The sequence below is a fragment of the Marinoscillum sp. 108 genome (assembly GCF_902506655.1).
GTDB lineage: Bacteria > Bacteroidota > Bacteroidia > Cytophagales > Cyclobacteriaceae > Marinoscillum > Marinoscillum luteum.
Genome location: NZ_LR734812.1, coordinates 91,192 through 113,332, shown reverse-complemented (window position 1 = coordinate 113,332; position 22,141 = coordinate 91,192). Strand labels below are relative to the sequence as shown.

Here is a 22,141-nt window from a genome sequence, read left to right as displayed (position 1 = left end):
ATTTAACAACAAACACAATCTATGCCAAAGCTAATTTCTTATCGTAACTTTGCATGATGGAGAAGAAGGATATCAGAAAGATGAGTCTGCAACAGATCAAAGACTACTTTGCTTCTGTGGATGAAAAAGCATTCAGGGCTGTACAGGTCTGGGAGTGGCTCTGGCAGAAGTCTGCGCGATCTTTTGAGGAAATGACGAATCTCTCCAAAGGGCTTCGCGAAAAGCTGGAAAGTGAATTTGTTCTTCGGCCTATCAGCATTGCCACTTCGCAAAAGTCAAACGACGGCACCATCAAATCGGCATTCAAGCTCTATGATAATGAGTTGATAGAAGGGGTACTGATCCCCGCAGATGACCGCATGACCGCCTGCGTATCCTCACAGGTAGGTTGCTCGCTGAGCTGCAAATTCTGTGCGACCGGCTATATGGATCGCAAAAGAAACCTGGACCCGGGAGAGATCTATGATCAGGTAGTGGCCATCGATGCGCAGGCTAAGAAAGATTTTAATCTCCCCCTTTCCAATATCGTTTTTATGGGAATGGGCGAACCCCTCCTCAACTATGCCAATGTGCTCGAAGGGATCAACCGAATCACTGCCGAGGATGGGCTGAACATGTCACCCAAACGCATCACGGTCTCTACGGCGGGAATTGCCAAGATGATCAAAAAGTTGGCCGACGATGAGGTACGATTCAACCTGGCCCTGTCATTGCACGCAGCAGATGACAAGAAAAGGAACCAGATCATGCCGATCAACGAAAGTAATACCCTGGAAGCCTTGCGGGAGGCGCTGATGTATTTCTACCAAAAAACTCAAAACAAGATTACGTTTGAGTACATCCTGTTTTACAACTTCAATGATACCCTGGAGGATGCAGAAAACCTGTTGAAATTTGCCCGTCAGATTCCTTCTAAAATCAACATCATCGAATACAACCCCATTTCGGAAGCCAACTTTAAGAATACCGAGGAAGATCGGTTGGAGAAGTTTGCCAACTACCTGAAGAAAAACAAAGTGACTGTAAACATCCGAAGGAGTCGTGGTAAGGATATAGACGCGGCATGCGGTCAGCTGGCCAATAAGAATAAAGCGGCATAATTACCATCCTCCTGAAAAGAGCAGTATGACCATGATCAAAACTGCCAGAATCAAGGCGAGCCAGGCCGAACTGATGATCACCCCGGCAATGGCTAGCCCCTTGAAATCCTTATTAAATGCCTTCTTGTACCGCTTGAGCGAAATTATCCCTGTAACTAACCCCACGATAATCAGAGGAAATATGAACATCGGCAAAGCAATGGCCAGAATGGAAGCAATGGAGCTGGAAAAGGAGATAATGGCCAATGATTTGGCTTCATTGTAAACATCATCGAAGCGCGTGACAGAGGTATCCTGCGCTTGGCTCATCTGATCCATCAAATCCGGTGGTATCACCTCGGCCACTCGTGCCTTCAGCTGCTCAATCCGTCGGGATTCAATCCCCGACAGCCTTCTCTCACCGCGTTTGCGCTCAGCCATCATTTCGAGGCCTCCCATCTCAGGCATCACGAACCCCACATTCTCACTTGAAAGGATGACCGGATCCGTTGCCATCTTGGCCAAAAAAGGGTACTCCTCCAGCAAGTCGTCCGGGGATTCTAAGGCCTGCTGGTTGTCAGGTGCCACAAAATGCTTTTTGATCCTACTGTGACGAAAGTCTTTTTTCTTTTTTTGAGTCAGGTCAATACAGGCATACTGGGGGGAGACGCACTGACTCAGTGTAAACATCAAAAGCAGCAATGAAAAAAATCGAGACATATGGCGTATGATTACTTCTAATAAATGTAATCATATCTTATGATATAAGATATACTTTTCCTGCCCATAAGAAATGTGAATTTTTCAAATCTCCGTCCGCTGCTGACGGGACAGAAACTTCCCAAATCTATTCATTACCCAGAGGTGCAGCAGCGCCTGTGAATTCACATAAAGATACCAGGGCAGACGCGGCACAAACTCATGAATAGCCGCAACAATGTATCGCCCCTCCAATACCGACCTGAACTCCAGCCAACCATAGCCTTCCTTGCCAGCCAATAGGCCGCCCACGATGTAAAAGACCTGACGTTCTTCATCACTCCGCTCCGTGGCATATCGCAACTTGAGGAGTACCCTCCCAAATAGTTGAAAGCTCACCAAATCCGCTTCTTCATTCACCTTGATCAGGTACCGAAAAGCATCCGGCAGCCATGTCAAATAAGCCTTCGCTACCCACTCTGCACTTTTCACACCCGGGTTGGACAGGCGCTGCACACTCCGCACCGTATTTTTAGCCCGAATTCCCGGTAGGCTTTTAGGTAATTGAGGCACCTTATCCGCATTTTTCAAGGTAAATTCCACAGCCTCCTCAAACGTTTTATATTTCAAACCAAGGGCATTGATCAGGGGATGCTCCTCCACTGTCATCTTGTGCCGCAGACTCTCTATCAGTGGGGAAACAAACGTGGTACTGCTATCAGAGAACACCGCCACCCAGAGTTTGGAAAGCCCGAGTGAAAACACCGGCACGGATCTGATAAACCGGCGTTTTCCAAGCATTTTGGCCGTAGTCCGCAGCATCCCCATGTAGGTATTCTGCTCTGTAGTCCCGATCTCAATGGCCTCATCATAGGCCTTCGCATTTCCAAAACAGTAGTCAATGACCTCCAACACATCTGCCAGAGCCACTGGCTGGGTCTCCGATTTTGTCCATTCAGGACAAAGCATCACAGGAAGCCTGGTCACCAGTTTTTCGATGATCTCAAATGAGGAGCCCCCTGGCCCCACTATAATGCCCGCCCTCAGCGCTGTGAGGGCAGCGCTCCGGCTACCAAGGGTAAGCTCTACTTCATATCTGCTTCTCAGGTGGGTAGACAGCTGACTCTCATCTTTGGGCAGAATACCTCCCATGAAAATAATTTGTTTCAGGCCCACAGTCTCCGCCGCCCGGGAAAAATTATCCGCCAACAGCAGATCAGTGTCCTCAAAATGGCTTTGATTAAGTCTGGTAGACGGCTGCATTGAATGCACCAGATAGAGTGCATAATCAGCTCCTCTGATGGCCTCCGTAGTACTCCGAACAGAATAGAGATCTACTTTTTTCCACACAACCCCCTCCCCGGCTGGAGGCTCCATGTCATTTCTGCTCAGGGCTACGATGTTGTACTTATGTGCGTAGGATGCTATGAACCAGCGACCTATAAATCCTGTGGCTCCGGCAATGGCGATTGTAGGCTTCATCCCTGTCAAACCCTCAATCCGTAGAAGAGTTTAATTTTCACCCTTAAAACCGGCAATCAATTATTTCAAAGGAAAATATCCGCCAATGGAATAAATGAGCTGTGTCGGCGGTAAATCTGTGCTTATTTGCTTGGCTCCTGGACCTTCTTCCAGCTGAAAACCTAACCCTATCTGGGCAGTAAACCACTTTTTGCCTCTAAACACATAGCTCGGCCCCAACAAACTCTGGGTGTAATATTCCTTAAACCCCTGATGCCAATAAGTAAGTGACAAAAAAGATGATCGGATGCCTCCTTTTGGGTGATAGTTGATGGCGGCACCATACCCTATCAGACCGGCCCCTACCTGAAGGCCCAGCTTGTTCTCTATCAGAAACTCCAGATCGCCACCTATGAGCGACCCGCCACCTTGCAGGAGGCCCAGAGTGACCGTGCCGATATAATCTTTATCAGCTTCTCCGTTGAGCATTTTCATCAGTTCCTCCTGAGTGATCTGACCGTAAGAAGCTACCCAAATCAGTAGCATAGAGGCGAAAAAGGCGAGAATTTTCACTGAATTACTTTTTACTAGCGTTAAAGAGTTTTTGTTTTTCCTCCTTGCTCAGGCTGTCATAGCCCGATTGGGAGATTTTGTCCAGAATGGCATCTATTTCTTCCTGCTCACTTCTACTTCCGGCGGCCGATTTTCTGGGTTTGGATTTAGCGGGCTCACCGCGATGGGTCACTTTGATTTTGGGCGATGCTACAAAAAAACTTTTCACCCACTCCATGAAACCGATGATCCAGGCACCAATATCTGTGCCCGACCGCAGCTGGGAGATGTACAACCAGCCTATAAGTGCTCCACCCAGGTGAGCAATATTGCCCCCGGCATTGCCCCCCGTACTACCAAGGAAGGACACCACCACATAAAATGCGGCGATATACTTGATCTTCACCGGGCCCAGAAAGAGCATGAAAAAAGTATAATTAGGCATGAATACGGCTGCTGCCACTACTGTGGCGTACACCGCCGCAGAGGCCCCTACCATACCGCTAATGGATGCCACCTGCTCCTGATAGAAGGGAATGAGGTTGTACACCAACAAATAAGCCACCCCTCCAGCCAACGCACCCAAAACGTAGATGGCAATGACTTTTTTATTTCCCAAAAACTCGAGGATCAACTTACTGAACCAATAGAAAACCAGCATATTGAACAGGATATGCAAAATGCCTGTGAGACTATGGGCAAAAGCGTAGGTGATCAGCGTCCATGGTCGCGTGAGAAACTCCCCGAAAGAAGGGGGAATGGAAAATTGATTGTAAATGACACTGAACAAAGCATCCGCATTGGATAGTCTGCTGATCACCATCAATACCCCCAGAAATAAAAACACAATGATGTTGATAATGATCAACTGCGCCGGAGCGTTGTTGGGCTTGTTCCAGGCGTTCTTAAAATCGTCTAATATGCTGTTGTTCATCATTTAGTAAAACCTCCCATTGTCCTTTTGCCAAATCTTAAGTAGTATATATGCAATCAACATGCCTCCCAGGTGTGCCAGGTGTGCGACATTATCCCCTGACGTCCGACTAAATTCGGAATAAAGTTCATAGAGTCCATAAAAAAGGACCAGATATTTAGCCTTGATCGGGATCGGTGGAAAAAGCAGGAAAAGCTGCGTATTGGGAAACAACATGCCAAACGCCATCAAAATTCCAAATACCGCACCGGATGCACCCACCATAGGCACATTGGTGATGGATGAGAAAATATCTTTAACAATCTCTATGGCCTGCTGCTGATAGGCCACATTGTCTGCATTTTTATAATAATCATCCGAGAACTCCGCCAGCCTCGGCAGGTTGTAATGATAAGATTTGTGCTCTACTATGAACATGCTGAAAGCCTCTGGATTTGGGTTGTCCAGATACGCTTCGGTATCATTTTTCAAGCTGATGTTTTCCACATAATCAGCCGCCCCGTAGAGCACACCGGCACCTATCCCACAGATCAGATAGAAAGTCAGAAAGCGCTTCGATCCCCATACCTGCTCCAGCATAGGTCCGAAGATGAATACCGCAAACATATTGCCCAAAATGTGGCCAAAGCCACCGTGTATCCACATGTAGGTGACAAACTGATACGGCACAAAATCATCAGCAAAAACCACCCGAAGGCCAAATATTTGTGATAAGGGGAGGGAAAGAATGGCTTGAATTAAAAAAATCCCGACATTGATGATCAGGATGTTTTTCACCATCGGTGTGATTCTCATCATGAGCTAAACCAGCTTTTAATTTTGTCTAAACTAATCAATTTATAAGTCGGATTACCATCAGGTGTATAGTTGGGCTGCTTACAGGCAAAAAGTTGATCAATCAGCTGTTCGGCCTCCTGATCTCCCAGATTTTTACACTTGATCGCCGCGGTTCTTTTGGCCAGCGACCGGCACAAGTTTTCCTTTTGGTTAATCCCCAGTTCTTTTTTATTGAATTTAAATTGTTCAAGCAGCTCCTCAAAAATCTCCTTCTCATTACAATTGGAAAGTTCTGCTGGTACGCCCTGAATAACGATCATATGCTGACCCATCTCCTCAAACTCAAATCCGAGCTTCTGAATTTCCGGCTTTATCTCCATAACGAGGGAATAATCAGATGGGTTTAAAGAAATCTGCTGTGGAAACAAGCTACTCTGCGAACCACTGGCATCGCGGGTGAGCTTGGTCTGGTATCGCTCAAAAAGGATGCGCTCAAAAGCCGCACGCTCATCTATGATCGTCATGCCCGACTTCACCTGCCGGATCAGGTACTTCCCGTGCAGGCGATAGGTCTTGCTGGGTATGAGCTCTCCCTGATCGGGGTGCTCGTGCATGCTGCTGGAAAACGTGACCGTCTCCTCAGGCATTTCCTTCTCCATTTGCTCAGAGGATATGATATCCTCCCGCTTCGCAAAATCATAAAGCGACTCCCAGTTTTTGGCTTTGTCCCTTTCTGAATCAATGTTTTTAAACTGTGCGTACTGATTGTCTTTGATACTCGACCCCCCTCCGGATCGCATGGCTGAGGAAGTAAACTGCTCGAAGTTTACATCGGTAGAAAAATCCAGCGAAGGAGTCACGTTGAACGAGCCCAGGGACTGTCGCACTGCAGAGTTGATCACGCCATAGAGCATTCGGTCATCATCAAACTTCACTTCGGTTTTGGTGGGGTGCACATTGATATCTACATGGAGTGGGTCCATCTCCACGAAAAGCACATAAAAAGGAAAATAATCCTCCTTCAGTAAGCCCTGAAACGCTGTGGACACAGCATGATTGAGGTAATTATTCCTGATATACCTTCCATTCACAAAGAAAAACTGCTCACCACGTGTTTTCTTGGCAAACTCCGGCTTGCCCACATACCCAGTGACCTTTACGTGCGGGGTTTCCTCGTCGCAAGGGATTAGTTGTTGCTGATAGTTTTTTCCGAACAGCTGGACGATGCGTTTGCTCAGTTTACCCGCTTCCAACTGATACATCTCCAGGTCGTTGTTGGTCATGGACATGGCCACCTCCGGATTGGCAAGGGCCACCCGGTGAAATTCATCAGTAATGTGCCTGAGTTCCACAGGATTGGATTTCAAAAAATTCCTGCGGGCCGGCACATTGTAAAAAAGATTCTTCACGCTGATCGAAGTGCCATCCTTGGTCGCAAGGGGCTCCTGCTTCTTGATTTCGGAAGACTCCACCTGCAAAATGGTACCGAGCTCGTCTTCCCTTCTTTTGGTGCGCATCTCCACCTGAGCTACTGCAGCTATGGAAGCCAGCGCCTCTCCACGGAAACCCATGGTCCGAATCTTAAAAAGATCCTCGGCCGTCCTGATTTTGGAGGTGGCGTGCCGCTCAAAGCTCATCCGTGCATCGGTGACGCTCATGCCTTTGCCATCGTCTATCACCTGGATCAGCGTACGACCGGCATCCTTCACCACCAGCTTGATCTGCGTGCCGCCGGCATCTATGCTGTTTTCCAGAAGCTCTTTCACCACAGACGCAGGGCGCTGTACTACCTCTCCGGCAGCGATCTGGTTGGCAATACTATCGGGTAGTAAGTAAACAATATCCTCCATCTACTGGGCGCCTCGTGATGGTTTTTTGAATCTGAAGTATAGGTAAACGGGTACCGCAAGCCAAAGCACATAGAGGGCATCATTGCCAAAGTATAACCAGCCCATGACCAGGCAGCCGAGTATCGCCGCTATCAACATCTGCAAAAGCGATGTATTGGGTACTGCGTCTGTTTTTCGCTGAAAGCTAATCTTACCAGGGCTATAACTTTCTGAATGACCACCTTCCATTTCCCTCCGGATATATTCGGTACGTTCTTTGATCTGCTCTTTTACAGGGTCGTAATAGCGAGGTTCTATTTCGAAACGACGGGTCTTGGGCACTTTTATAAAAGAAGGGAATCTCATGTTGATTATCTTATGTTCTACCAAATAAACAAGCGATTGATCTCCTTGTTTTGGTATCCCGCCAAGGATATTCATTGCTTATTCGACTGGCTAGCTGATATTTTCGATCAGTAACACAGGTCTTTGTACAAAGTTAATTTAATTTGACACAATGCATTTTATTAAAAGCATATTGGTCACTCTTAGTTCCATGCTCTTTTGCGGAGCGCTCTATGCCTCAGGTTTTGTAGCCGAGAAAGCTGACAGCCTGTATCGGCACATGAGTACCATACAACGCCTCAACCAGCTCGTGCTGGTGAGCACCTCACAAGCTACCGTCCCCACAGTCTCGGGTGACTTTGGTGGCATCTACTTTTCTGAACCCCTTAAAATCTCCCTTGGGAAAAGCGACCAACTCATTGTGGTGCAGCTCGACGAGCGACTGAATCCCTTCACGGAAGAATTGGTCAACCTTCCCGGGCTCTACACCCTGGCAGCACTCTCCCGCGCCGACCTGCTGAACACCTACCTTTACCACCTGGAAGCTGCCAGCAAAAGCCGGGGTATCGACATGCTTATCCTCCCGGAGGTAAACCATCCCGGCACCACCGTGGACCTGGTTTTGCAGAAAATGAAAGCACATGATCCCGACTTCTTCCGGGATAAAAAAAGCCTCTCATTCACCTCTGCCAGAAAAAAGAAGGAGCTGATCCGGGTATTTGAAGAGAATGACTTCTGGGTGATCCCTGAAGCGGATACCCAAACCGTGAGCAGCCGACTGGAAAAGTACTCCGATAAAATAGCCTCCACCGTGTCTCTGGAAGACAAAATACGGCACAATATCCTCGCCAGACTCTTGAGCCCTGCTATGTCTCCCACAGACCAAATACCAAACCAACTGGCTGTGGCGATCAGCAAAGCCTCCATCATCCCCCTGCAACGTGTGGCCGGAATATTCCCTATCCAGAGTGACACCATTTCCTTTGTGACCAACCAGCCCTATGGCCCTATGGCCAACATGCTCAGAAAATATGCTTATGTGAAGACGGCTTATGGGGAAATTCTGACCAGTCATTCACCCATTGTTTTAGATAACAACTCTTTCATACCACCAGGTATTTTGAGTGGAGACCGTGATATCATCTTTGTCGGAGAAATTGAGAACCTCCGGGATCATGCAGAGATGCTGGACGCAGCGCTCGTTTACAGCCACCCCAGTGAAATTTACAGCTACGTGATCCCTCAGCAGCTCTTCGGTGCCTCGGACATCAGCGGCAGACTCCCTTATGCGGTTGAAAAGCTTTCAACCTTCAATAATGACGAGGTGGCAGGTAAAAAAATATTGGGCTATGCTCCGGCTGAAATGACCGGACTTGACAAGTCTGCGCTATTCAAAATAGAGCAGATAATGGCCGATGCCATCAGTAGTGGGAGCACCCCGGGTGGTCAGTTGGCCATTGCAGTAGATGGCGCTATCGTCCTGGATCAAGCCTATGGCTTCCTGACTTACGACAGCCTGATTCCCGCTGAAAAAACCACCCTGTATGACCTGGCTTCTGTCACCAAAGTAACGGGTACATTGCTGGGCATCATGAAACTTTATGAAGATGGGCGCCTGGATTTGGATGCCAGAATCGATGAATACCTCCCGGCATATCAAAATTCCAATAAGGGACACATTACCGCACGGGCGCTGCTCGCTCACAATGCTGGCCTAAAACCTTATGTCCCTTTTTGGCAAAAAGTACTGTCGGCAGACATGCTGGAAACCTTTTTTTATGAGGATGAGGCGGCTTTGCTGGCCGATCGTCGCAGCTACCATACCCGCCCCAATACCATCGTTCAGGACACTTTGAAAAACTGGATCATCCAGTCTCCACTGATTCAGTATGACAGCATACCCTTCTATAGTTACAGCGATATCGGTTTCATGATCCTGCACCAGGTAGTGGAACAGATTTCCGGGCAGCCACTTGATCAATATTTGTCTGAAACCTTCTATCAGCCCATGGGCCTCAGGAGGCTTACTTTTAATCCATTGGATCATGGCTTTCAGCGGTTCGAAATAGCCCCGACAGAGCACGATTATTATTTTAGAGAGGAGCTCGTTTGGGGCGAAGTACATGACCGCAATGCCGCGGTTTTTGGTGGTGTAGCAGGCCATGCTGGTCTTTTTGCTACGTCTCACGACCTGGTGGTGATTTTGCAAACACTCCTGCAGGGCGGCACTTATGGTGACCACCAATTTTTGCAAGCCTCCACCATACAATATTTCAATCAGTGTTTTTTTCCTAACAACCGCCGCGCCCTAGGCTGGGACAAAAAGGATGACAAGGTGGGCAATGTATCAGCCTTCACTACCAGCGAGAGCTTTGGCCATACCGGATTCACCGGCACCATGATCTGGGCAGACCCCCAGTACAACCTCATTTTTGTGTTTCTATCTAACAGAATACACCCCAACTCTAATAACTACAAACTTATCCAGAAGAACATTCGTACAAAGATCCAGGATGTCGTGTATGAGGCATTAATGGCTAAATGGATAAAATAAGAACAAAAGGTTAAACCCCACGTTTACCTTTGCATAGTTATGAAAATAGGAATTGTCTGTTATCCCACCTACGGTGGGAGTGGTGTAGTGGCTACGGAATTGGGAAAGGCCCTGGCCAAAGAAGGTCACGAAATTCATTTTATCACCTATTCGCAGCCCACCCGGCTCGATTTCTTTAGTGAAAACCTCTATTATCATGAGGTCTCTGTGAAATCCTATCCCTTGTTTGACTACCCGCCATATGAGTTGGCCCTGGCCAGTAAAATGGTGGATGTGGTGGAGCACGAAAAAATTGACATTCTCCATGTTCATTATGCCATTCCTCATGCGTCTGCTGCCTATATGGCCAAGCAGATTCTGAAGACCAAGGGTATCGTGATCCCGGTGATCACTACCCTACACGGTACAGACATTACATTGGTGGGCAAAGATGCCACCTACGAACCCGTGGTTACTTTCTCTATCAACCAGTCGGATGGTGTCACAGCTGTTTCTGAAGACCTGCGAAAAGACACTCTGGAGCATTTTGACATCACACGTGAGATAGCGGTCATCCCCAACTTCATAGACCTGGAGCGCTTCAAAAAGCAAAAAAAGGATCATTTCAAAAAGGCCATTTGTCCACTCGATGAAAAGCTCATCGTTCATACCTCCAATTTCCGAAAGGTAAAAAGGGTACAGGACGTCATTGATGTTTTCAACAGGGTGCGCAAAGTCATCCCTTCCAAGCTGCTCATGGTTGGTGACGGTCCTGAGCGCCATACCATGGAAGAGCTCTGCAGAAGCATGTGCAACATAGACGATGTGCGCTTTCTGGGGAAACTGGAGGCCGTAGAGGAGGTGCTCTCCGTATCAGACCTCTTTCTTATGACTTCTGAAAAGGAAAGTTTCGGACTGGCGGCGCTGGAGGCTATGGCCTGTCAGGTCCCGGTCATTTCTACCAACGCCGGTGGGCTTCCCGAGCTCAACCTGCACGGTACTTCCGGTTTTGTCTGTGAGGTAGGAGATACCAAAACCATGGCCGAGCATGCCATACACATTCTGGATGATGCTAACCTCGGAAAATTTAAAGAAGGTGCGCTCAACCGAGCCAAGGATTTTGACGTAACTAATATTTTACCGCTATATGAGCGGTTTTATGTGCAGACTATGGAAAACACTAAAAACAGTGTCTCAACACTCTTGTGAAATACTTTTCATTTATCATTTTAAAATTAACTTTGCAGCAAATCGGCTGATAAGGTATGGAACTTAAGAACAAACCTCATACAAAAGGGACCAAAGCGCTATTCAAAAATCCAGTTCTGGAAAGACTCACCAGAACGCACATTGCCATTCCCTTGATTTTGTTTAGCACTATTTCCACTATTTTGATCGTCTACGGGATCAACCAGGGATACATCAATGCTGTGAATACACCATTATTATTCGTGGCTGGACTTCTGGCATTCACATTGATTGAATACATCATGCACAGGTTTTTATTTCACCTGCAGCCCAAAACGGACAAACAGGAGAAATTTGCCTACACCGTACATGGCGTTCACCATGACTATCCAAAAGATAAAGACAGGCTGGCCATGCCACCGCCATTGAGCATCGTGATCAGTGCACTTTTCTTTGGACTGTACTGGTTGATCATGGGCAACCTGGTATATGGGTTTCTTCCCGGATTTCTGATGGGATACGCCTCATACCTTTGGGTGCACTACATGGTACACGCCTTCAAACCACCAAAGAATTTTTTCAAGGTGCTTTGGGTACATCATGGCATCCACCATTACAAAGACCAGCACAACGCCTTTGGGGTATCTTCTCCCCTCTGGGATGTGGTATTTGGCACAATGCCTAAAAAATAAGCCTTAAGAATTTTTGTTTTTGTTGTCCTTCATTCGCTTCGCCCTGCGTTTCTCCGGCGAAGCGGGTTCAAGGAAAATTTTGTAGAGACCGTCACGCAGCACTGTCATAATATCTACAAAAAGGCTGGCGAATATGGGTTTTCTTCCTGGCATATCGAACGGGTCTATCTCTTAAATTTAAGAGGATTTTTCTATTTCCGCTAATCATTTGAACCATCCTTAGAAAAATCTGAGGTATTCTTAAAAAAGTGGAAATCATTCTTGGTTTTTTTTAGTTTACTAAGACCAAAACCACATCCGTATGATTGGCCAACGATTTACCGAATACATCCCTGAGAAAAACCCCGAGCAAAGCACCTTTGACAACCTGCTCAATGTCTTTCTTCAGCTCATGGTGATCACCGCGGGAGACGTGGCTGAGGCCCTGAGCTGGCTTACCAATCTGGACAGACAGTACAATATCAGCAATGCAGAATACGGGATTGGGGACTTCATTGAAGACCTGAAAGCCAAGGGATACATTACTGATGACAATCAAAAAGGGGAATTCAAGCTCACCGCAAAGAGTGAGCAAACCATCCGGAAAAGTGCGTTGGAAGAAATTTTCGGAAAGCTCAGAAAATCCGGAAAAGGCGACCACCATACCCGGCATTCCGGACGTGGTGACGAGATCAGTTCAGACTTCAGAGAATTTCAGTTTGGCGACAGCCCGGAGCAGATTGAGCTCACGGAAAGTCTCAAAAACGCGCAGATCAACCATGGATTTGGTGACTTCATGCTCACAGAAGGCGACCTGGAGGTGCGGGAGCGCGAATTCAAAACTCAAACCTCCACCGTGTTGATGATAGACATCAGCCATTCCATGATCTTATATGGAGAGGATCGCATCACCCCTGCGAAGAAAGTGGCCATGGCACTTGCGGAAATGATCACCAAAAAGTACCCCAAGGACACACTGGACATCATCGTGTTTGGCAATGACGCCTGGCAGATCGAGATCAAAGACCTTCCCTACCTGAATGTAGGCCCCTATCACACCAATACAGTTGCCGGACTGGAACTAGCTATGGATCTCCTGAGAAGGAGAAAAAACAAGAACAAACAGATCTTTATGATCACTGATGGCAAGCCCACCTGCCTAAAGGAAGGAATCAAATACTACCAAAACAGCTTCGGACTGGATCCAAAAATCCTGAACAAAACCCTTAATCTGGCGGCCCAATGTCGTCGAATCAACATTCCCATTACCACTTTTATGATTGCTTCTGATCCCTACCTCCAGCAATTTGTCCGGGAGTTTACGGAAGTAAACAGTGGCAATGCCTATTACAGCAGCCTTCAGGGATTGGGCCATCTGATTTTTGAAGACTACAAAAAAAACCGAAGGAAAAACCTTTAACAAACCGTTGATGAACTACACAGAGATACCAGCCAATAAACTCCTAAGCATAAAGACATTGGGAGCGCTGAAAAATACGGGGTACGAGCCACTCACCATTAAGGAGGAACTCAGAAAAAACCTGATTGCCAACTTTCAGAAAAAGCACAACGTGTTTGAAGGAATCTGGGGGTATGAAGACACGGTCATCCCTGACATAGAGCGGGCCATTCTTGCCAAGCATAATATCAACTTTCTGGGACTCAGAGGGCAGGCCAAAACCCGAATCGCCAGAATGATGACCCTCCTCCTCGACGAATACATCCCCTGTGTGGCCGGCTCTGACCTCAATGATGACCCCATGAGGCCCATCTCAAAATTTGCCAAGGATGCAGTGGCTGAGCACGGTGATGATACGCCCATCCATTGGATGCACAGAAGTGACCGATATACCGAAAAGCTGGCTACACCCGATGTGACCATCGCGGATTTGATTGGCGATGTAGACCCCATCAAAGCCGCGAGTCTGAAACTGCCCTATTCGGATGAGCGGGTGATTCACTACGGACTCATCCCTCGATCACACCGATGCATTTTTGTGATCAATGAATTACCTGACCTCCAAGCCAGGATACAGGTTGCGCTTTTCAACATCCTACAGGAGGGCGACATCCAGATCAGAGGATTCAAACTTAGGCTCCCGCTAGATGTACAATTTGTTTTTACAGCCAATCCTGAGGATTATACCAACCGGGGAAGTATTGTCACCCCTCTGAAAGACCGTATCGACAGTCAGATCATTACACACTATCCCAAATCCATCGAGATTGGTAAAAAAATCACTCAGCAGGAAGCCAACATCGAAAAAAGTCAGTCGGAACAGATCGGGGTTTTCGATCTCATGAAAGACCTGATCGAGCAAGTGGCTTTTGAAGCCAGGGAAAGCGAGTACGTAGATGCCAAAAGTGGTGTTTCAGCCAGGCTGACCATCTCCGCTTACGAAAATCTGATCAGCGCCGCGGAGCGAAGACTTCTGGTCAATAATGAGAAGAAAACATTTGTACGGGTTTCCGACCTCATCGGGGTGATCCCGGCCATTACCGGCAAAGTGGAACTGGTCTATGAAGGCGAACAGGAGGGCCCGGGCATAGTGGCGCAAAATCTTGTCGGAAAAGCCATTCGTAAGCAGTTTATTAACTATTTCCCTGATCCTGAAAGCAACAGAAAACAGAAAGAAGGGAAAAATCCGTATCAAAAAATTACTGACTGGTTTGGTGATGGCAACATGGTGGACGTGCTGCACGACTACTCCGCCGCTGCCTATGAGCAAGAACTCATGCAAATCCCCGGTTTGGAGCAGCTGGTGAGTGATCAGCACGGTAAACAGCCCAAAGAGTTTAAGCTGTTCCTGATGGAATTTGCCTTGCACGGTCTGGCTGAGTACAGCCTCCTCAGCAAGCACAAACTAGAGCGCGGCATGCAGTTTAAGGACCTCCTGAGTAGTATGTTTTCTATGCCCGAAGGAGAAGATGAAGAGGAAGATTATTAGATTTCGGTTATGGAATTGCATGAGATCAAACGACTGATCTATGGCGGTGAAAGTGATCTGGTAGAGTTCAAACGTAAGATTGCCCACCCTGAAAAGGTCATCCGGGAGGTAGTGGCTTTCGCCAATACCAAGGGAGGACATTTGTTTGTAGGGGTGGACGATGACCGGTCCATCGTGGGGTGTAAATATGCAGAGGAGGAAGATTTTCTCCTCCAAAAAGCCATCAGAGAACTCTGCCGTCCGTCCATAGCTTTTGAAGTGCACACATTTCAGCTCACCGAGAAGCGTGGGCTACTGCATTACCACATTTTACCAGGCAAAAAGAAACCGTACTACGCTTTTGAAAAGAAGCAACATCGCTACGGGAAGGCCTTCGTACGCGTGGGTGACCGTTCCATACAGGCCAGCCCCGAGATCAGAAAGATTCTGAAATTCAACAATCAGCCACAAGACACCCATTTCGCCTATGGGCTGAACGAAAAGCTCCTTTTCAACTACCTCAATGAAAACGAAAAAGTCACCGTCAATCAATTTAGAGAACTCACCGGTCTGGACTACCCATCTGCCTCCCATACCATGGTGCAAATGGTGATCGCCAATGTACTCAAAATCATCCCCCGTGAGCAGGAAGACTGGTACATGGCGGTAGAATAATTTTTTGCAGATTTTTAGCTGTTTCTTAAAGTTATTATCTCCAAATTTTTAATATTACAAGACGCCCCCTTTTTCACTGCAAGCAACTTCTTACTATGGCTAAAACCACCATCAAAGACAAGAAAATATTCGTTCTGGATACTTCTGTGATCCTTTATGCTCATGATTCTATTCTCAATTTTGCAGAGCATGACGTGGGCATTCCTATCACGGTTTTAGAAGAACTGGATACCTTCAAGAAGGGGAATGACACTAAGAATTTTGAGGCCCGGGAGTTTACCAGACTACTGGATAAGCTCGCCGAGGGCAAAATGCTTCAAAACTGGAATCCACTCAATGGGAAGTCCAAGGGACAGTTTAAAGTACTCATGGAGATGAACAGTGAGGTGGACGCCCATAAGGTATTTGGCGAACGCAAAAATGATCACAGCATCCTCAATGCCGCCCTGACCCTGAAGCAAAACGAAAAGAAGCGACAGGTGATTCTGATCAGCAAAGACATCAACCTGAGGCTCAAGGCCAAATCGCTGGACCTGCCGGCTGAAGACTATGAAACCGGGAAAATCAAAAATGTAAGCACCCTGCATACAGGAAAATATGAAGTAGATGTGTCCTCGGACAGCATCGATCATCTTTTCAGGATGGGGTCTATAGATCGTAAAGAAGTACTGGGCAGGAAAAAAGGCATAGCCAACAGTTATTATATTCTGAAAAGTGAGAAAAACTCTGTGCTCTCTCACTACAATGCTGTAGAAAAGACCATCGATAAGGTGGATAAAATGCCTATCTACGGAGTGAAGCCACGCAATGCAGAACAGACCTTTGCGATACATGCCATGCTGAATCCGGACATCAAACTGGTGAGCATCAACGGAGTGGCCGGAACCGGAAAAACCCTCCTGGCACTGGCGTCTGCGCTGGAGCAACGGCGAAATTTTAAACAGATCTACCTTGCCCGCCCCATCGTGCCACTGAGCAATAAAGACATTGGATACTTGCCCGGCGACATCAAATCCAAACTCAACCCTTACATGGAGCCGCTTTGGGACAACCTGAAGTTTATCCAGAACCAGTTTAAGGAAAGTGATAAGGAATTTAGAAACATCACCGAGATGGTCAATCAGGAGAAACTTATGATCACCCCCCTGGCATATATCAGAGGTAGGAGCTTGTCCAATATTTTCTTCATTGTGGACGAGGCTCAGAACCTTACCCCGCATGAGATCAAGACCATCATCACCAGAGCCGGCGAAAACACTAAGATCATCTTCACCGGGGATATTTATCAGATTGATACGCCCTACCTGGACTCCCAAAGTAACGGACTTTCGTATCTGATTGATCGCATACAGGGGCACCCGATGTACGCCCACATCACGCTGGAAAAAGGTGAACGCTCAGAGCTGGCCAACCTCGCAAACGAACTGCTTTAGGCCATGCAGGTGGTCTCAATCAATCTGGGAGAAAGGCAAACCGTCCGATGGAAACGGAAAGAAGTGGAAACCGGAATCTTCAAGTATCCGGTAAATGATCACATCACCCTGGGATATGAAGATGTGGAAAACGACCATGTGGTGGACCGCAAGTACCATGGCGGCATAGACAAAGCATGCTACTTATTCTCTGCCGATGTGTACCCTTCCTGGAAAACCAGATACCCCCAGTTATCCTGGGATTGGGGCATGTTCGGTGAGAATATTACTGTGATGGGTCTGGATGAATCCAAAATTCACATCGGATCAATCTACAGCATTGGCACAGCGGTGGTGGAGGTTTCAGAGCCGCGGCAGCCCTGTTTCAAACTCGGGATTCGTTTCGGAACACAAAAAGTCCTCAAGGAATTTATTGCTGCCGGCCACTCCGGTGTATACCTACGGGTGATCACACCTGGAAAAGTGAAAGCTGGGGATCAGATGTCCCTGATCGAAGAAGGTAGTGATATTTCTATCCTCGATATTTTTCAACTGTTTTATCACCAGCACAAAAACCCTGAGCTTGTGCACAAAGCCCTGGAGCTGGAAAAACTGGCAACTGGTGCCCGGAGAAATTTACAAAAGCTCTGACATAAAAAAGCCCTCCCGATGACTATCGGGAGGGCTTTTTGGGGCTTAATTGAGTGCCTTCGTGAAGCACTTATTCAAAATAGATTCATAAATCTGACCAAACTGATCATAACACCAGTCCCTTAAAGTGATTATCTCTTCCGGGACCAGTGACCTGATCGCTTTCTTCAGCTCTTTTTCAAAGAGCCACCGGTCAAAACTTACTTTTGCAAGGATGGTTTTGAAATACTCTAACATAAATGTGAAATTTTGTTAAAGGGTTAACTAACACTACAAAATTGACGTTTTCCTTCTGAAAACGCATTACTTAAAAGTTAAACAATTAATAGCTTTGATGCAAGATCAAAAAGCATTCACTGCAAACGATTTCAAGTAACACATATGTTAAAAACGAGAGAAGGCTGGCTAGGTTGTTTGATGGTACTTATTTTTTCATTACCTGCTTTGGCTCAGGAAAAACAAGTGGAAATTGGGGATACAGAAATCGGGATGAACCAATATTTCCGAATCACCATCAAAGTAGAAAACGAACGGCTCAAAGGCTATACCCCTTTCCCGGAGATTGAAGGTTTTGTCAAAAGAGGAACCTCCTCTTCCACCTCCACAAGTTTTATCAATGGCCGGATGACTTCCTCGCAGAGCATCATCCAAAATTATCAGGCCACCCGTGAGGGCTCCTTTCAGGTCAATGGCTTTTCCATGACCATCAACGACGAAAAAATAGAGGTTCCCGGATTCACCATAAAAGTGGGTCCTCCAGCCAAGCAACAACAAAGACCGTCCAACGATCCTTTTGTAGATCCTTTTGATGTATTCAAAAACAGAAACAGCGAACCCACAGAGTTTATCGATGTGGATGCCGATGCCTTTTTGGCCCTCACCACAGACAAAAAGGAAGTATACGTGGGTGAAGGCTTCACCACCACACTCGCCTTTTATGTGGCTGAGTCCAACAGAGCGGATATGCGCTTTTATGACCTGGGCAAACAGATCACCGAAATCGTCAAAGAAATAAAACCCGCCAATTGTTGGGAGGAAAATTTCAACATCGACAACATTAACGGTGAGCCCGTAACCATCAACAACCGCGCCTTCACGCAGTATCGGGTCTATCAGGCCTCGTTCTATCCACTCAATCAGGAAAACATCACTTTCCCCACTGTGGGTTTGAAACTCATCAAATACAAAGTGGCCAAGAACCCTTCTTTTTTCGGGAGAAACAGGCAGGAAGATTTTGAGACGTTCTATTCCAAACCAAAAACTGTAACCGTAAAAAGCCTGCCTCCTCACCCGCTGAAAGAGCAGGTAGCTGTGGGGGACTATCGCCTTGCAGAAAAAATCAACAGTTTGGACCTCAAAACCGGAGAAAGCTTCAACTATACTTTCAATATCCTGGGCGAAGGCAACATCAGTGCCATAGAAGAACCCCGATTGCCCGAGACGGACATATTTGATTTCTACGCACCCAACGTGAAGCAAAACGTGACCCGCTCAGGTGGTGAGGTAAAAGGCACCAAAAGCTTCAACTATTATGGAATCCCCAATGAGCCGGGTACCTATCAGCTTGGTGACTATTTCAAATGGATCTTTTTCAATCCAGAAAAAGGCGTATATGACACCCTGAGGTCGCAACAGGTACTGGCGGTAACCGGCGAAAGCCGGAAAAACGAATATATCCTCTCCAATGATATGGGCTCATTCTATGATGGGATAGAATTTAAAGAAAATACCCTCTCCAGCTTGGACGATAGCTCATGGATGCGAATCTTTGCCAACGTATTTATTTTGGCTATGTTAGCGCTTACGGTCTTGGTTTTCATCCGTAAATAATCACTCGATCATTCATGGGAAATATTTTTGGGAAGATTTTTAGCATCACCACCTTTGGTGAATCACACGGTGTGGCCATTGGCGTCACCATCAACGGCTGCCCGGCAGGAATACCAATTGACATGGCCTTTATCCAGTCTGAGCTCAGCCGCAGAAAGCCCGGCCAATCTAAAATCACCACCCAAAGAAAAGAAGAAGACGAAGTAGAAATATTATCCGGTGTGTTCGAAGGGCTCTCCACAGGCACCCCGATAGGACTTCTGATCCGCAATAAGGATCAGAAAAGTAAAGATTATAGTCACATCGCCGAGAAGTTCAGGCCATCACACGCGGACTACACCTACCATGAAAAATATGGAGTGCGGGACTATCGCGGAGGTGGGCGAAGCTCTGCCCGTGAGACTGCCGCGCGCGTAGCTGCCGGAGCGGTCGCCAAGCTTATGCTCAAAGAATTTGGCATCTCCTTTCATGCCTATGTATCTCAGGTTGGCACTTTAAAGCTGGAGAAAAGCTATGAGCAACTTGACCTTTCCAAAACGGAAGACAATGCTGTACGCTGCCCGGATCCTGAGATGGCTCAGCAAATGTTTGACTACATCGATGACGTCAGAAAATCACAAGACACTGTGGGTGGGGTGGTCACTGGCGTAATCAAAGGCGTACCCGTAGGGCTGGGTGAGCCAGTCTTCGATAAACTCCATGCCGAATTAGGCAAAGCCATGCTCAGCATCAATGCGGTGAAGGGGTTTGAGTATGGAAGCGGTTTCGAAGGAATCAAAATGAAAGGCTCGGCACACAACGACGCTTTCTACGTAGAGGACGGAACTGTGAAAACAAAAACCAACCTTTCTGGCGGCATACAGGGTGGCATATCCAATGGACAAGACATCTACTTCAATGTGGCCTTTAAACCTGTAGCCACCATCATGCAGGATCAGGCCAGCATAGATACCCAGGGCAACGAAGTAACCGTTTCCGGTAAAGGTCGTCATGATCCATGTGTGGTGCCACGTGCTGTCCCTATCGTAGAAGCCATGGCCGCACTGGTCATCGCCGATTTCTATTTGATCGCCAGAACCAATAAATTACGAGGATAAATATTCTCGCAATTTCGGAAAACATAGATCAGCGGTATCTAAAAACTTCAACATGAAAAAACTTCCACTCCACGTAAAGATCATTATTGGGCTTGTTCTTGGCATTATCTGGGCCTTTATATCCAGCGCCCTTGGATGGAATCAGTTTACCATTGATTGGATTGATCCTTTTGGTCAGATCTTTATTCGTCTGCTGAAATTCATCGCGGTACCCCTGGTCCTTTTCTCCATTATAGATGGGGTATCAGGTCTGAATGACACCTCCAAACTGGGCCGAATGGGCGCTAAAACCCTGGGCCTATACCTGGTCTCCACGGTGACTGCCATTACGGTCGGCCTCCTTATCGTCAATTTCATTGCACCGGGCTCGCACATTGATGATGCCCAGCGGATGAAAAACAGAATCTCCTATGAGCTTTGGGTGCAAAATACCCCTGGTGTGGAAGTAAAAGATGGCAAGAACTTTCTCAATGATCCTGCCTATGCAGATCTGGTGATGGAGATGAGTAATGGACAAGAACTGGCCGCTCAGCAGCAAACGGTTGAGGACAAGGTAGCCCTCGCCAAAAAGCAAAAGGAGGTACCTCCATTGCAGTTCATTGTGGACATGGTACCTGAAAACATCATCCTGTCCATCTCAGACAATAAGCTGATGCTTCAGGTCATCTTCTTTGCCATTTTCTTCGGGATCACACTCGCAGTGGTCCCCAATGACAAAGGGGCTCCTGTAAAAAACTTCATTTCCTCGATCAACGAGGTGTTTCTGAGAATGGTGGACACCATCATGGCAGCGGCACCTTTCTTCGTTTTCGCGCTATTAGCAGGTGTGGTGGCCAAAATGGCTGACAGCCCTGCGGAGGTCTTTCAGATATTCAGAGGACTGGGCTCCTACACCATCACGGTACTTATAGGTCTGGGTGTGATGCTGTTTGCCTTCTATCCCCTGGTCACGTCCACATTCATCAAGAAAATCTCCTACAAAAAGTTTTTCAAAATCCTGAGCCCGGCTCAATTCCTGGCATTTTCTACAAGCTCTAGCGCAGCTACCCTGCCTGTGACTATGGAGTGTGTGGAAGATGGAATGGGCGTTTCTAAAAATGTATCGAGTTTTGTCCTGCCTATTGGCGCCACGGTGAATATGGATGGCACCAGTCTTTATCTGGCAATCGCCACTGTATTCCTTGCTCAGCTGCACTTTGTGGACCTCTCGCTTTCTCAGCAGCTCGTTATCGTGCTTACAGCCACTATGGGCTCCATAGGTACCGCCGCTGTGCCAGGCGCGAGTTTGGTGATGCTCATCATTATTATTCAGACAGTGGGCTTAAACCCCGCCTGGATCGCCATCATCTTTCCGGTAGACAGAATACTTGATATGACGCGTACGGTGGCCAATATTACAGGAGACGCCACTGTGGCCACACTCATCGCCAGTAGTGAAGGAGAGTTAAGGGCAGAAGATTAATGGATAAAGTGACTTTCTT

At 47.1% G+C, this 22,141-nt stretch carries 20 protein-coding genes; 12 read left to right on the top strand and 8 right to left on the bottom strand.

Features of this window, described 5'->3' with window-relative positions; genetic code table 11:
* Positions 1 to 56 precede the first annotated feature (56 nt).
* The gene (rlmN, locus tag GV030_RS16200) at positions 57 to 1,100 is read left to right on the top strand and encodes a 23S rRNA (adenine(2503)-C(2))-methyltransferase RlmN (protein WP_255465505.1); all 1,044 of its coding nucleotides are present in this window, start codon (positions 57 to 59) and stop codon (positions 1,098 to 1,100) included.
* Here rlmN and GV030_RS16195 read toward each other — a convergent pair whose 3' ends face one another.
* The 7 genes from GV030_RS16195 to GV030_RS16165 all read right to left on the bottom strand — a co-directional run bounded on the left by GV030_RS16195 (position 1,101) and on the right by GV030_RS16165 (position 7,697).
* A complete protein-coding gene (locus GV030_RS16195; protein ID WP_159584229.1) occupies positions 1,101 to 1,799 on the bottom strand; it encodes a DUF4190 domain-containing protein in 699 nt (232 codons plus the stop codon).
* Between the two features lie 84 nt (positions 1,800 to 1,883).
* Complete coding sequence (locus tag GV030_RS16190; RefSeq protein ID WP_159584227.1) at positions 1,884 to 3,260, bottom strand: NAD(P)H-binding protein; 1,377 nt, start codon at positions 3,258 to 3,260, stop codon at positions 1,884 to 1,886.
* Between the two features lie 60 nt (positions 3,261 to 3,320).
* On the bottom strand, positions 3,321 to 3,812 hold the full coding sequence (locus GV030_RS16185; RefSeq protein WP_159584225.1) for a hypothetical protein: 492 nt from the start codon (positions 3,810 to 3,812) through the stop codon (positions 3,321 to 3,323).
* A 4-nt stretch (positions 3,813 to 3,816) separates the two neighbouring features.
* The gene (locus tag GV030_RS16180; RefSeq protein ID WP_255465498.1) at positions 3,817 to 4,728 is read right to left on the bottom strand and encodes a rhomboid family intramembrane serine protease; all 912 of its coding nucleotides are present in this window, start codon (positions 4,726 to 4,728) and stop codon (positions 3,817 to 3,819) included.
* A complete protein-coding gene (locus GV030_RS16175; protein ID WP_159584223.1) occupies positions 4,729 to 5,523 on the bottom strand; it encodes a rhomboid family intramembrane serine protease in 795 nt (264 codons plus the stop codon).
* Entirely contained in the window at positions 5,520 to 7,352 is a 1,833-nt protein-coding gene (gene mutL / locus GV030_RS16170; RefSeq protein ID WP_159584221.1) for a DNA mismatch repair endonuclease MutL, read from the bottom strand. The genes GV030_RS16175 and mutL overlap by 4 nt, the downstream gene beginning before the upstream one ends.
* Positions 7,353 to 7,697, bottom strand: a complete 345-nt coding sequence (locus tag GV030_RS16165) for a hypothetical protein (protein ID WP_159584219.1) — start codon at positions 7,695 to 7,697, stop codon at positions 7,353 to 7,355.
* A gap of 151 nt (positions 7,698 to 7,848) precedes the next feature.
* Between GV030_RS16165 and GV030_RS16160 the strand changes: the two genes are divergently transcribed.
* The 8 genes from GV030_RS16160 to GV030_RS16125 all read left to right on the top strand — a co-directional run bounded on the left by GV030_RS16160 (position 7,849) and on the right by GV030_RS16125 (position 17,733).
* Complete coding sequence (locus GV030_RS16160; RefSeq protein ID WP_159584217.1) at positions 7,849 to 10,230, top strand: serine hydrolase; 2,382 nt, start codon at positions 7,849 to 7,851, stop codon at positions 10,228 to 10,230.
* A 39-nt stretch (positions 10,231 to 10,269) separates the two neighbouring features.
* A complete protein-coding gene (bshA, locus tag GV030_RS16155) occupies positions 10,270 to 11,418 on the top strand; it encodes an N-acetyl-alpha-D-glucosaminyl L-malate synthase BshA (protein WP_159584215.1) in 1,149 nt (382 codons plus the stop codon).
* Positions 11,419 to 11,474: 56 nt separating this feature from the next.
* Positions 11,475 to 12,089, top strand: a complete 615-nt coding sequence (locus GV030_RS16150) for a sterol desaturase family protein (protein ID WP_159584213.1) — start codon at positions 11,475 to 11,477, stop codon at positions 12,087 to 12,089.
* Between the two features lie 301 nt (positions 12,090 to 12,390).
* Positions 12,391 to 13,488, top strand: a complete 1,098-nt coding sequence (locus GV030_RS16145; protein WP_159584211.1) for a VWA domain-containing protein — start codon at positions 12,391 to 12,393, stop codon at positions 13,486 to 13,488.
* Positions 13,489 to 13,498: 10 nt separating this feature from the next.
* Positions 13,499 to 15,016 (top strand): magnesium chelatase, encoded by a 1,518-nt coding sequence (locus GV030_RS16140; RefSeq protein ID WP_159584209.1) that lies wholly within the window; start codon positions 13,499 to 13,501, stop codon positions 15,014 to 15,016.
* Positions 15,017 to 15,025: 9 nt separating this feature from the next.
* On the top strand, positions 15,026 to 15,670 hold the full coding sequence (locus GV030_RS16135; protein WP_159584207.1) for a helix-turn-helix domain-containing protein: 645 nt from the start codon (positions 15,026 to 15,028) through the stop codon (positions 15,668 to 15,670).
* A 95-nt stretch (positions 15,671 to 15,765) separates the two neighbouring features.
* Complete coding sequence (locus tag GV030_RS16130; protein WP_159584205.1) at positions 15,766 to 17,103, top strand: PhoH family protein; 1,338 nt, start codon at positions 15,766 to 15,768, stop codon at positions 17,101 to 17,103.
* 3 nt (positions 17,104 to 17,106) lie between these two features.
* The gene (locus GV030_RS16125) at positions 17,107 to 17,733 is read left to right on the top strand and encodes an MOSC domain-containing protein (RefSeq protein ID WP_159584203.1); all 627 of its coding nucleotides are present in this window, start codon (positions 17,107 to 17,109) and stop codon (positions 17,731 to 17,733) included.
* Between the two features lie 45 nt (positions 17,734 to 17,778).
* Here the strand turns inward: GV030_RS16125 and GV030_RS16120 are convergent, their stop codons facing one another.
* Positions 17,779 to 17,970: a hypothetical protein gene (locus GV030_RS16120; RefSeq protein ID WP_159584201.1), complete on the bottom strand. Its 192-nt coding sequence runs from the start codon at positions 17,968 to 17,970 to the stop codon at positions 17,779 to 17,781.
* A gap of 144 nt (positions 17,971 to 18,114) precedes the next feature.
* Here GV030_RS16120 and GV030_RS16115 point away from each other — a divergent pair, with 144 nt between their 5' ends.
* From GV030_RS16115 to GV030_RS16105, 3 genes are read left to right on the top strand one after another with little or no spacing between them, the layout of a single operon-like run.
* Positions 18,115 to 19,563 (top strand): BatD family protein, encoded by a 1,449-nt coding sequence (locus GV030_RS16115; RefSeq protein WP_159584199.1) that lies wholly within the window; start codon positions 18,115 to 18,117, stop codon positions 19,561 to 19,563.
* Positions 19,564 to 19,577: 14 nt separating this feature from the next.
* Positions 19,578 to 20,660, top strand: a complete 1,083-nt coding sequence (gene aroC / locus GV030_RS16110; protein ID WP_159584197.1) for a chorismate synthase — start codon at positions 19,578 to 19,580, stop codon at positions 20,658 to 20,660.
* A gap of 52 nt (positions 20,661 to 20,712) precedes the next feature.
* Complete coding sequence (locus GV030_RS16105; RefSeq protein ID WP_159584195.1) at positions 20,713 to 22,122, top strand: dicarboxylate/amino acid:cation symporter; 1,410 nt, start codon at positions 20,713 to 20,715, stop codon at positions 22,120 to 22,122.
* Positions 22,123 to 22,141 lie beyond the last annotated feature (19 nt).